Source organism: Clostridium yunnanense, assembly GCF_016595795.1.
GTDB classification, from domain to species: Bacteria; Bacillota; Clostridia; order Clostridiales; family Clostridiaceae; genus Clostridium_AR; species Clostridium_AR yunnanense.
Map to the genome: position 1 here is coordinate 221,394 of NZ_JAENHN010000048.1, position 12,467 is coordinate 233,860.

A 12,467-nucleotide genomic window follows, 5' to 3' on the forward strand; every position below is an offset into this window, starting at 1 on the left:
AGTGTTTCATCTCCTTAAATCTTGTATTCCTATTTTCCTAAATATTTTTCCCTAACTTCAACTATTTTACCACAAGTCATCTTTCCTTCAGGACAAGCTCCCTTAACGCAATTAGGACCAGCTTTTTTAAATAAAGTTGGACAAACTTTTTTAACTTCTTCAAGCATTTCATCTGCCATTGCCCTTATCTCCCATTGTGCTCTGTTACAACATCTATGATGAAAGAAATTAATCAAACTTCTTGCATTCATAGTAAAAACTACTTTTGTCTCACAAGCATTCGGAAAAACATATCTTGCATCTTCAATAGCCTTTTTCTCAGCGCTCTTTTCATCTATACCAGAATTTATGTAATTAGTCTTTAAGATTTCCACTAAAGAATCATAAGCCTCTTGGCTTTTTTCCATAGCGTCTATGTATACTTCTTTTGCTTTTTCATCACTCTCTATACTTGGCGGTATTATATACTCAAATTGATTTAGCTTTACATATCTCTGACTTTGTTGAGAGTATGATGCTATTCTATGTCTTACTAATTGATGGCTTAAACTTCTAGACACACCTTCTACTCCAAATGTAAAAGATACATGCTCTATAGGTGATTCGTGTCCTATAGATACAAGCATATTTAAAAACTTATCTGTACTTTCTTCGTTTAGATTGTCCATAATAGAATCAATTCCAACTGAACTATAACAAAGTTTAGCTGCTGCTGCAATAACTTTCTCAGCCTCAGGTGTATATTGTATTAACTTAACTTTCAAACTCAAAACTTCCACTCCTCTTAATATTATGGCTTATATAAATAACCTTAAACAAACGTATCAATATTATCTTATTATTCTTCAACAATATAAAGCTTTTTTCAACTATACAAAGCCGCAAAAAGCTATCAACCTCTGAATTTCACTATAAATTCTTAACTTCTTATATTGTTATGTTCTTAACGATATAACTATTTAAATAGCCATATCGTTAAGAACTTATAATTTTAAGGATTAATTACCTGCACACTTCTATTCAAAACATAAAGCAATCTTTCTTTATCTCCTATAAGAAATAAGTACCCAACTAACGCTTCAAATCCAGTGGCTGCTCTATATTCAATAACATCTGCATTTTTAGGAACTGTTGCCGACTTAGCATTTCTTCCTCTTTTAAAAATATAAAACTCGTCTTCACTAAGCTCTGATTCCAAAGCTTTCATAATTTCGCTTTGACCATGAGCTTTTACATATTGAATAGCTTTAACATGAATTTTATGTGCTGATAATTCCTTGTTTTCTAGTAATATATAATTTCTTATAAAAACTTCATAAACCCCATCTCCTACAAATGCTAATTGAAGTGGGTTTAATCTCCTAGCCTCTTCTTTAGTTAATTTTTTATAAAGTAAATCTTCTAACATGTAATCTCCTTAAAATTGTGCTTTAAATAAGCTTATTTTGGACTATTCAGATATCTTCGTACTACTTAACAGTCGGTTGTATGTTCATAATCTTAAATATCTCTTGAAATAAATCATGTGCAACTGGAGCTGCAACTTCTCCCCCCATATGCTCCCCTTGTGGTGTATCTATTGTTATCAAAAGACTTACCTTCGGATCGTTATATGGTGCACCACCGATAAAGGAAGCAATATCTTTATCATCTTCATATCCTTTACCATCTTTTCTTGGTTTCTCTGCTGTTCCAGTCTTACCAGCTACTCCATATCCCTCTATATACGCAAGCTTACCAGAACCTGTGGATACAGTATCCTGCAAAAATCCAGCTACTTCATTAGCAATATTTTTAGTTAAAACCTGTCTGCTATTTTTTTCTTCATAAGTAGATACAATTTTCCTTTTTCCATCCACATCAACTTCTGATAAGTTTTTCATAAAATGAGGTGTTGTATACACTCCATCATTAAATACTGTATTTATAGCCCCTATAAGCTGAACCATTGATGCAGCATCTGTCTGACCAAAAGATATAGTCGCAAGATCTAGTGGACTTATTTTATCAGTGGACTTAACAATACCCGGAGTTTCACCAGGAAAATCAATCCCTGAAAGTTTTCCAAAACCAAAGTTCGATATATATTCATTCATCTTTTCCTTGCCAACCTTTTTCCCAAGGTCTATAAATCCAGGATTACATGAATTTTTTAATAGATCAACTAAACTTTCAGCTCCATGCCCTTCTATCTTCCAACAATTCACTCTTTTACCATTCACCAAGGCATAGCCTGGATCAAAAAACTGATAATCCTTATTAACTTTTCCTTCCTGCAACGCTGCCGACATCGTTACTATCTTAAAGGTTGACCCAGGTTCAAAAGCGTCACTTACAACGCCATTTCTAGTAATCTCCGAAAACTGCTTGCTATCCTTAACTCCCTTGCTTGGATCATTTGGATTAAAATCCGGCTTACTTACCATTGCGAGTATTTCACCGTTTCTAGGATTAGTAACAATTATTCTAACTGATTCAGCTTTTGTTGACTGCATTGTTTTTGAAGCTATTTCTTCACAAACATACTGAATTCTTGAATTTATAGTTGTAGTTAAATCTTTACCATTAACAGGCTGAGTATATATTTGATTAGAATATGGTAGATCTCTAGATCTTCTATCCACCTGACTTATGCTAACTCCCGGAACCCCTGTGAGATCCTTATTGTAGTACTGCTCTAAGCCAAATAGCCCTTTTCCATCTAAATCTACCCCACCTAACACCTGAGCAAGAAAGCTGTTATTAGGATAATATCTGTTTGTATCATTTTCTATAATTACAAAATTATATTTTTCTTTATCTCTTAAAGCTTTTATTTTATCTATTTGATTCTTATCTATCTTTCTAGCAAGAGGTAATCCTCTTGGATACAATCCCTGATCATTTTCTTTCTCCATGAAGTCTTCAACTTCTTTTTTATCTTTGCCTAAAATATCTGCAAATTTATCAGCTATATCCTTAACTATTTCATTAGGTTTATCACCTGTTTTTTTACTTTTACTATCTGCATAATTATGAACTTCCCATAAGTCCAAGCTTAATTTATAAACATCACCACTGACCGCAAGCTGCTGGCCATTGGTATCTAGTATACTACCTCTTTTAGGCATAATTGTCTGTTGATATGAAGATTGTGCTTCTGCTTTAGCTACAAGAAAGTTTTTTCTGACGATCATCAAAAAACCCAATCTAAAAAATAATGCAGCAAATAAGAATGATATTATTCCTATAACTACAAAAGACCTTTTAGTGTTGTTAATAATTTTTCTTTGCTTCATAGTAAAACCTCCCTAGCTTGTACATATATATCTTAACCTATATACTACTAATTTATAATAAATTTTATTCCTATTCTATTTTAAATCATATTATAGAATTTTTATATAAAAATTTAAAGAGTAGCATAGGCTACTCTAATAAAATTAAAAATTTCTTTAAATTTATTTCCTAATTTGTCCATCTCCGTAAATCAAATACTTATACGAAGTTAATTCTTTTAGTCCCATAGGTCCTCTTGCATGAAGTTTTTGAGTTGAGATACCTATTTCTGCCCCAAAACCAAATTCCCCACCGTCAGTAAATCTAGTAGAAGCATTTATATAAACTGCCGCTGCATCCACTTCTTTCAAGAATCTTTGAGAATTTGTGTAGCTCTCGGTTATTATAGCTTCAGAATGCTTGGTTCCATATTTATATATATGATTTAGTGCTTCATCAATATCATTAACTACCTTAACCGCTAATATTAGATCAAGATACTCCGTAGACCAATCTTCATCTGTTGCCTCTTCACATTCAATAAACTTTTGAGTTTCTTCACACCCTCTTAATTGAACCTTTTTTTCCTCAAGTTCTTTTTTAAGCTCTCCTAGTATCTTTTCTGCAATGTTCTTATGGATTAATATAGTCTCTATAGCATTGCATACTCCAGGTCTATGTGTCTTTGCATTCACTATAATTTCAATAGCCTTCTTTATGTCTGCACTTTCATCTACAAATACATGGCAATTACCTACTCCTGTTTCTATTACAGGAACCGTAGCATTTTCAACCACCTTCCTTATTAGGTTAGCACCACCTCTAGGAATAAGAACATCAATGCATTCATTAAATTTAAGCATTATATCAACTATTTCTCTATCAGTTACATCAACAAAAGTCACAGTTCCGTCTGGAAGTCCGCTTTCTGTTGCAGCCTTAGATATAGTTTTCGAAATAACTATATTAGAATTTATTGCCTCAGAACCACCTCTAAGTATACAACTATTTCCGCTCTTTATACATAGTGCTGCTGCATCAATAGTAACATTAGGTCTAGCTTCGTATATTATCCCTACAACACCTAATGGAACTCTTATCTTAGAGATTTTAAGTTCATTATAAGTTTTAAATCCTTCAATCACTTCTCCTATAGGATCATTAAGTCCTGCTACCTGTTCCACTGCTGTTGCCATAGCTTCTATTCTTTTTTCATCTAGAAGTATCCTATCTAGTATAGCCTTAGATAAGCCCTTGTTTTTACCATTCTCTATGTCCTTAGTGTTTTCAGCTATTATAATACTTGTATTTTCTCTAATAGCTTTTGCTATATTCAATAGAGCTTTATTCTTAACCTCTGTCGTAATATTTGCCATATGTCTTGAAGCCTCTTTTGCCAATAGCCCTTTTTGCAGCATATATGCTTTATAATCCATCTTCTTTACCTCCCCAATTTTTAAAATATAACCATATTATTTATATGAATGATTTCATCATAATGTTTATACCCTAGTATTTCTTCTATCTTTTTTGTTTCTACACCAATTATAGAACTTAGGTCTTTTGAGTTATAGCTAGATATACCATGTCCTATCCTATTCCCATCCATGCCTAATATACTTACTACATCACCTTCATCGAATTTACCCTCAATCGATACTATCCCTTTTGGCAAAAGGCTTTTATGATTTTTTAGCGCCTTTTCAGCTCCTTTGTCAACTATTATACTAGCTTTTGGTGCTGCCTCGTATGCTAGCCAATGTTGTCTTCCCTTCATAGGCTTAACTTTCCCTTGAAAATAAGTTCCAACATTTTCACCATTTACAGCTCTTATTATGCTATCATTTGATGCTCCATTACATATTATCATTGAGACTCCAGATGAGCAGCAAATCTTAGCCGCATGAAGTTTTGTTATCATCCCACCTGTACCAAGCTTTGATCCTGCTCCACCTGCATACCCTTCAATTTCCTTGGTTATAGTCTCAACATAATCTATGATTTTAGCATCTTTATTATCTTTTGGATTACTATCATATAAGCCTTCTATATCCGAAAGTATAATTAGTAAATCTGCATCTACGAAAGAAGCCACCATAGCTGAAAGACTATCATTATCACCAAACTTGATTTCATCTACCACAAGGGCATCATTTTCATTAACTATTGGTATAGCACCTATATCTAGCAGGGTAAAGAAGGTATTTCTTCCGTTTAGATATCTTTTTCTATCTCTGATGTCTTCTCTAGTCATAAGAATCTGCGCTGAAACCTTATTATATTCGGAAAAAAGCTTTTGATACATGTGAATAAGAGTTACCTGCCCCACAGCAGCACATGCTTGCTTTTCTGGTATTGTTTTTGGTCTTTCCTTATACCCCAAGGCACTAGCCCCTGTTCCAATAGCGCCAGAAGTAACTAACACAACTTCAAGACCTCTGTTATGTAAGTCTGCTATCTGTCTAACTATATTCTCCATCTTAACTAAATTAAGATTTCCATTTGCATAAGTAAGAGTTGAGGTTCCTACTTTTATTACTACCTTTTTTATCTTTTCTAGATTTCTCAACCTTGTTTCCCCCTTCATGGCTCATTGCTTATTACTGAATTTAAAATACTTTTTATAACCTTTCAGATTTTGCAATCATCTTTTCTGTACATTTGCCTTGAACCTATGCGATAAACTTTACATACAAATAAGTTTTTTATTGTGGTTATAAAAACTTAATAGTTCCGCTTAAATACTATCTAAAATTTAATGCTTAAAGTTTCATATTTTCTTGTATAGTAAAAAGACTCGTGGCAAAGAAACACCATTTATGCTCTTCAATGCCACAAGTCTAAAATATCCAAAATAGCTTACTAAAAGATTAAAGCTTTTTCCATCTTACACCTTGAGGTGTATCCTCAAGAACAATACCTCTATCTTTTAGCTCATCTCTAATTTTATCTGCTAATGCCCAGTTTCTATCTTTTCTAGCTTGCTGTCTTTGTTCAACTAGCTGCTCTATCTCATCCTCTAGTGAAACCTTAGTCGATTTTTGCAATATCCCTAAAGGTCCACCAAGTTCTCTTATAAGCTTTAAGGCTTCAACTATAGCTTCCTTAGAAGAGTTTATTGATATATTTGTATTAATATCCTTTATTAAATCAAAGATAGCTGTAATAGCATCTGCAGTATTAAAATCATCATCCATTCTCTCTATATACTTTTCTTTATGTTTACTTAGAGAACTTAAATAACTTTTTTCTTCTTCCGTAGCAACTTCTACCTTAACTTCTTCAAGTAAGTTTTCTAAATTTGCTATAGCATTATACATTCTCTCTATTGATGCCTTTGCAGATTCTAAAAGTTCCTCACTAAAGTTAAGTTGTTGTCTATAATGAGCTGATAACATTAAAAATCTTATTACATCAGCCTCATATCTACCTAGTATTTCTCTTGCTGTAAAAAAGTTATTTAATGACTTAGACATTTTTTGGTTGTTTATATTAAGAAAAGCACTATGCATCCAGTAGTTTGCAAATGGTTTTCCTGTAAGAGCTTCACTTTGAGCTATTTCATTTTCATGATGAGGGAATACTAAGTCTGATCCACCAGCATGAATATCTATTGTTTCACCAAGTATATCCTTTGCCATGCAAGAGCATTCTATATGCCATCCAGGCCTTCCTAAGCCCCACGGACTTTCCCATCCTGGTTCACCTGGTTTTTGAGCTTTCCATACTGCAAAATCCATAGGGTCTTGCTTTCTTTCATCAACATTTATTCTTGCTCCAGCTTGTAGATCTTCTACATTCTGACCTGATAACTTTCCATAGTGAGTGAATTTTTTAGTAGAGAAGTAAACATCTCCATTAACCTCATACGCATAACCTTTATCAACAAGATCTTTTACAAAACTTACAATCTCATCCATGTATTCAGTTGCTCTAGGGTTAACTGTAGCTCTCTCTATATTAAGAGAGTCTGCATCTTGATAGTATTCATCTATATATCTATCCCCTAATTCCTTAACCGTTGTTCCTTCTTCGTTGGCTTTATTGATCATCTTATCATCAATATCTGTAAAGTTTTGAACGAACTTAACTTCAAAACCTCTGTACTCAAAATATCTTCTTATGGTATCAAATACTATAAAAGTTCTTCCATTTCCTATATGAAAGAAGTTATATACAGTAGGTCCGCAAACATACATCCTCACCTTGTTTTGTTCGATTGGAATAAATTCTTCTTTTCTATTTGTAAGACTATTATATATTTTCATCATAAACAACCCTCCCTTTATAAACTAATTCTATATATTTATTAAGTTTTTATATATATAAGCCAGCTTCATCAAACTGTTTTTTTACTGTATTATATACGTCATCTATATTTATTACATCAATATCTTGAGAATTTCTTAACTTAAACTCTACTTGATTTTCAGTGATTTTCTTACCTACTGTTATTCTCATTGGTATTCCCATAAGATCAGCATCCTTAAATTTAACCCCAGCTCTTTCATTTCTATCATCTAGGATTACATCAACACCTCTCTTTTTAAGAGATTCATAAAGTTCAGTAGCTACCTTCACTTGAGCTTCATCCTTTATATTAACAATTACTATTGCAACTTGATATGGTGCTACAGAAAGTGGCCATACTATACCATTTTCATCATGGTGCTGTTCTATTATAGATGCCATTGTTCTTGTTATTCCTATACCATAACATCCCATCATGAATGGCTTTTGTTCTCCATTTTCATCAATAAAGTTTGCATTCATAGCAACTGAGTACTTAGTACCAAGCTTAAATATGTGACCAACTTCGGTTCCTCTTGATATAGTAATTTCTCCTCCGCAGTGTGGACACTTTTCTCCTTCGGTTATGTTCCTAAAATCTCCTACAGTACCCTCAAAGTCTCTTCCGTAATTTACATTTTCTATGTGGTAGCCAGTTTCATTAGCTCCAACTATAAAGTTATACATCTTCGCAACTTCAGTATCAACTAACAACGCTTCAACCTTAATTCCTATTGGACCAGCAAACCCTACTTGTGCTCCAGTAGCTTTCACTACAGCTTCATTATCTGCCATATCTAGGTTTGTAACTCCACCTAGTGCATTTGCAACCTTTGTTTCGTTTACTTCTCTATCTCCTCTTACCATAACTGCAACTATCTTGCCATCTGCATTATATATAAGAGTTTTAGCAAACTTCTTTTCTGTAGTATTAAAGAATTTTACCAGTTCTTCTATTGTTCTAGTGTTTGGAGTTTCTATTTTGTTCAGCGCCTTTAATTCTTCAGCTTCTGCTAACTCTGGAGTTGATGTTGCCTTTTCTATGTTTGCTGCATAATCACAGCAAGTACAAAATACTATATCATCTTCACCAACTTCTGATTTAACCATAAATTCTGCTGAGTTTGACCCTCCAATAGCTCCTGAATCCGCCTCAACGCATTTTGCATCCAGTCCACATCTATTAAATATATTGACATATGCCTTATTCATCTTGCTATAAGATATATCAAGTCCCGCTTCGTCTTTATCAAAGCTATAAGCATCCTTCATTATAAATTCTCTAGATCTCATAACCCCAAACCTTGGTCTTCTTTCATCTCTATATTTAGTTTGTATCTGATAAAGATTTACTGGCAATTGTTTATATGACTTTATTTCATTTCTTGCTATATCCGTAAATACTTCCTCGTGAGTTGGTCCAAGACAGAAATCTCTTTCATTTCTATCCTTAAGCCTAAACATCTCTGCACCATAAGCATCCCATCTACCAGATTCTTGCCACAACTCTGCTGGAATCATAGCTGACGCTAAGAATTCTTGTGCTCCAGCACTATCCATCTCTTCTCTTACTACATCTTCAACTTTTTTAAGCACTTTAAGTCCAAGTGGCATATAGTTGTAAATACCTGAAGCCATCTTTCTCATCATACCTGCTCTTAGCATAAGCTTATGGCTATCTATTTCAGCTTCTGCAGGTACTTCCCTTAGTGTAGAAACTAACATATTTGACATTTTCATTTGCGTATCCTCCTCTATCTTTAAAGCAATTATAAAATTACATACTTTTAATTTAAGTAAAAAACTGCTAATTCAACTTTCATTTGCGTCTTTTTGCATATCTGTCTTTTAAAAAAGAATAAAAAAAGTCCACCCCTATGCTTAGGGCGAACTTATATCGCGGTACCACCTAAATTTGTACTCAACTAATAATAACGGTATTAGACCGATAGTTTTTATCTACAACTCAGAAGTAGGTTCAAAGCAGGCGAAAATCTTTCAGCCAAGGATTCTCTCTCTGTATGGTTGCTCTTACTATTCTTCTTCAATGCTTTTCAATATTAAATTTGATTAATTCATTATAACTTTTTAAAAAAAGTGTGTCAATATATGAAAATATTCTTTAACTTCTTGTAACATATTTCTTATATTTACAGAACACTTATACTTGTTTTACAAAGCTTTCTGCTAAAATCAAATCTTCCGGAGTAGTTATCTTTATATTTTTATAGTCACCTTCGTATAAAAATACTTTGCTATGAAACAGTTCAAAAGCCATAGTATCATCAGTTACTGATATATTATTACTTTTTATTTTTTCATGGCATTGTCTTATCTCATCATATCTAAAACATTGTGGTGTTTGTACTGCAAATAATGTACTTCTATTAGGCGTTGATAAAGAAAATCCGTCATCACCCTTGATCTTAATAGTATCTTTAGGTGTAACTCCTGGAGCTGCTCCTCCAAATTCTTTAGCATATGTTATACCACTTTCAATTATATCTCTAGTAACAAATGGTCTAGCAGCATCATGAATCAGTACTATATCACAATCTTGTATGGATTTTAATCCATTATATACGGAATCCTGTCTTTCTGCTCCTGCTTCAACAATCTTTTTCACAGGCAGATTAAACTTTTCGATTATTTCGCTCCTGCAATATTGTATTTCATCCTTTTGAGTGACCAATATTACTTCATCTATAGAACTACAATCTGCAAAGGCTTTAATTGCATAATATAATATTGGTCTTCCCCCAATATCTATATATTGCTTAGCTATGTCAGTTCCCATCCTCTTGCCCTTGCCACCAGCAACAATAATTGCACAAGCCTTCGACATAATAATAACCCCTTTAAACTACTTCTTTCTGTTTCGCAAATATCATTCTTCCTGCAGCAGTTTGGAGTACTGAAGTAACTGTTACATCAATATTTTCTCCAATAAACTTTCTTCCGCCTTCAACAACTATCATTGTACCATCGTCAAGATATGCAACACCTTGACCTGATTCCTTACCATCTTTAACAATTGTTATGGTCATATCTTCACCTGGAAGTACAACCGGCTTTATAGCATTAGCCAATTCATTTATATTAAGAACTGGTACTCCTTGAAACTCCGCAACTTTATTTAAGTTATAATCATTAGTTACAACTTTTCCACTTAAGGTTTGAGCAAGCTTTAAAAGCTTAGAATCAACTTCTTGAATGTCTGGAAAATCACCTTCCCAAATCTGAACTTCTATACTTAGCTCTTTTTGAATCTTATTAAGTATATCTAGTCCTCTTCTTCCTCTATTTCTTTTTAAAGAATCTGATGAGTCCGATATATGTCTTAGTTCATCAAGAACAAAACTTGGGATAACCAATGGTCCTTCAACAAATGCCGTTTGGCATATATCAAATATTCTTCCATCAATTATAACAGATGTATCTAAAACTTTTGGATATGGTTTAACTCCATGTTTATTCTTTTTATCTTTGCTTGAACTTCTTTTTAATCCGTCAAATAAAGCTATTATGTCATCTCTTCTTTTAACAGAAATATCCACTCCAATTACCAATGCAACAAGATTAACTACAATGAAGACTACTTGAGCTAATATCTCATGTATCTTATTTAACACACCATTAAGTGGCAGCATAAATAATGATGCTATTATTAGTGATATTATCGCACCTAATGCACCAAATAATATTTCACTGGCAGTGAGTTTCTGTGCACTGCTTTCTATAGCATCTATTAACTTTGATATACCTCTATACAAAAGTGGAGAAACAATAAAAAGTATAAGTCCGAAAATAATAATAAATAAAGAATAAAAAATTAAAGCTACTACTGGCATTTTTATAGATGAAAAATTATTTGCTATATAATTCGTTCTTATAAGCCCATCCGCTATAAAATAGCCAACTACTAATCCAATTATAGTGAAAGTAAGTCTAAAAAGTTTTTTTACCAATATTATTCACCTCCTATTATTTAGTATTTCCATTATATTGAAATACATTCTTTAAAACAATAATTTTTATAAAATCCTTTAAACAATTATAACATATAGTTTCTAAAAAACATAATGAATAGATTTGAACTTTCTATAAATTACTATTTGAATACCCCCTATAAAAAAAAATAGCAATGCTTTAATATAATATCTAAGGATGATCGCATCTTACTTCATTGACAAAATTATCTGAAAATACTTATAATTAAATTAAATATCAAACTAATTTATCAAAAGGAGTGATACCGATGAAGGACGTTATATTCGATGATTTTCAAAATGCTGTGCAGGAATCACTACTAAGACACAAGAGTATTCTTGATATTTTATCTAAATTTCAAGAGTCTAATGCTAGGGTGAATAGAGCTGTAGCTAAAGCTGTAACAAATTGCGGGTGCGTAAAAATTTCTGCTAATAAACAATGTCTTCCTGAAGAAGATGATTCTATAGATGTCTTAGATAAATGTTTAAAAAGTCATCTTGAAGGAGAACTATGCGAAGGTTGCAGAGAAATTATTGAAAGAGAGATTGGTAATAATATCTTCTATCTTACTTCGCTTTGCAACTCCTTAGACTTAAACCTTTACGATATACTGATAAAGGAATATGACCGAATAAATACATTAGGAAAATTTACATTTAGATAACGCTTTAATAATTATTTCCTAATTGTTGTATTTTAATAACACAACTTTGTATTTTTTTAATATTTCACAAATTTTAAACGTATTCATTAATATTAAATTTATAATACTTTACTGAAATCGTAATAAGTGTTACCTTATGTTTTTTTACCACGTATATATGATATCCAAATAATTATACTTTTAGTATTAAATTTACAAAACTTTTATGTGATCTTGCAATATTTATTCTAATAAGCTGTAAATTAGATGAGTATGCATAATT

Annotated in this window: 10 protein-coding genes; 1 reads left to right on the forward strand and 9 read right to left on the reverse strand. The window is 32.5% G+C overall.

Annotated elements, in window-relative coordinates; all coding sequences use genetic code 11:
- Window positions 1–29: 29 nt before the first annotated feature.
- The 9 genes from thyX to JHL18_RS18385 all read right to left on the reverse strand — a co-directional run bounded on the left by thyX (window position 30) and on the right by JHL18_RS18385 (window position 11,516).
- Window positions 30–764 carry an FAD-dependent thymidylate synthase gene (gene thyX, locus JHL18_RS18345; RefSeq protein ID WP_200271977.1) on the reverse strand — a complete coding sequence of 245 codons (735 nt, stop codon included), beginning with the start codon at window positions 762–764 and terminating at the stop codon, window positions 30–32.
- Window positions 765–991: 227 nt separating this feature from the next.
- Window positions 992–1,408 carry a Mini-ribonuclease 3 gene (locus JHL18_RS18350; protein WP_200271898.1) on the reverse strand — a complete coding sequence of 139 codons (417 nt, stop codon included), beginning with the start codon at window positions 1,406–1,408 and terminating at the stop codon, window positions 992–994.
- A gap of 61 nt (window positions 1,409–1,469) precedes the next feature.
- Entirely contained in the window at window positions 1,470–3,278 is a 1,809-nt protein-coding gene (locus tag JHL18_RS18355) for a penicillin-binding transpeptidase domain-containing protein (protein ID WP_200271900.1), read from the reverse strand.
- A gap of 162 nt (window positions 3,279–3,440) precedes the next feature.
- Window positions 3,441–4,694, reverse strand: coding sequence for a glutamate-5-semialdehyde dehydrogenase (locus JHL18_RS18360; protein ID WP_200271902.1), 1,254 nt, complete (start codon window positions 4,692–4,694; stop codon window positions 3,441–3,443).
- A gap of 20 nt (window positions 4,695–4,714) precedes the next feature.
- On the reverse strand, window positions 4,715–5,845 hold the full coding sequence (gene proB, locus JHL18_RS18365; protein WP_200271904.1) for a glutamate 5-kinase: 1,131 nt from the start codon (window positions 5,843–5,845) through the stop codon (window positions 4,715–4,717).
- Between the two features lie 283 nt (window positions 5,846–6,128).
- Window positions 6,129–7,526, reverse strand: a complete 1,398-nt coding sequence (gene cysS, locus JHL18_RS18370; RefSeq protein ID WP_200271979.1) for a cysteine--tRNA ligase — start codon at window positions 7,524–7,526, stop codon at window positions 6,129–6,131.
- A 49-nt stretch (window positions 7,527–7,575) separates the two neighbouring features.
- Window positions 7,576–9,288 carry a proline--tRNA ligase gene (locus JHL18_RS18375; RefSeq protein ID WP_200271906.1) on the reverse strand — a complete coding sequence of 571 codons (1,713 nt, stop codon included), beginning with the start codon at window positions 9,286–9,288 and terminating at the stop codon, window positions 7,576–7,578.
- A gap of 421 nt (window positions 9,289–9,709) precedes the next feature.
- Window positions 9,710–10,393 carry a 2-C-methyl-D-erythritol 4-phosphate cytidylyltransferase gene (ispD, locus tag JHL18_RS18380; protein ID WP_200271908.1) on the reverse strand — a complete coding sequence of 228 codons (684 nt, stop codon included), beginning with the start codon at window positions 10,391–10,393 and terminating at the stop codon, window positions 9,710–9,712.
- Window positions 10,394–10,406: 13 nt separating this feature from the next.
- Window positions 10,407–11,516: a PIN/TRAM domain-containing protein gene (locus JHL18_RS18385; protein ID WP_200271910.1), complete on the reverse strand. Its 1,110-nt coding sequence runs from the start codon at window positions 11,514–11,516 to the stop codon at window positions 10,407–10,409.
- A 290-nt stretch (window positions 11,517–11,806) separates the two neighbouring features.
- On the opposite strand from JHL18_RS18385, the gene JHL18_RS18390 reads away from it, so the two are divergent.
- Entirely contained in the window at window positions 11,807–12,205 is a 399-nt protein-coding gene (locus tag JHL18_RS18390) for a nucleoside triphosphate pyrophosphohydrolase family protein (RefSeq protein WP_200271912.1), read from the forward strand.
- Window positions 12,206–12,467: the final 262 nt, after the last annotated feature.

Bases quoted from the DNA above. Each gene is read 5' to 3' on its own strand.
- JHL18_RS18350 (WP_200271898.1), bottom strand. From the start codon at position 1,408: ATGTTAGAAGATTTACTTTATAAAAAATTAACTAAAGAAGAGGCTAGG.
- JHL18_RS18355 (WP_200271900.1), bottom strand. From the start codon at position 3,278: ATGAAGCAAAGAAAAATTATTAACAACACTAAAAGGTCTTTTGTAGTT.
- JHL18_RS18360 (WP_200271902.1), bottom strand. From the start codon at position 4,694: ATGGATTATAAAGCATATATGCTGCAAAAAGGGCTATTGGCAAAAGAG.
- proB (WP_200271904.1), bottom strand. From the start codon at position 5,845: ATGAAGGGGGAAACAAGGTTGAGAAATCTAGAAAAGATAAAAAAGGTA.
- cysS (WP_200271979.1), bottom strand. From the start codon at position 7,526: ATGAAAATATATAATAGTCTTACAAATAGAAAAGAAGAATTTATTCCA.
- JHL18_RS18375 (WP_200271906.1), bottom strand. From the start codon at position 9,288: ATGAAAATGTCAAATATGTTAGTTTCTACACTAAGGGAAGTACCTGCA.
- ispD (WP_200271908.1), bottom strand. From the start codon at position 10,393: ATGTCGAAGGCTTGTGCAATTATTGTTGCTGGTGGCAAGGGCAAGAGG.
- JHL18_RS18390 (WP_200271912.1), top strand. From the start codon at position 11,807: ATGAAGGACGTTATATTCGATGATTTTCAAAATGCTGTGCAGGAATCA.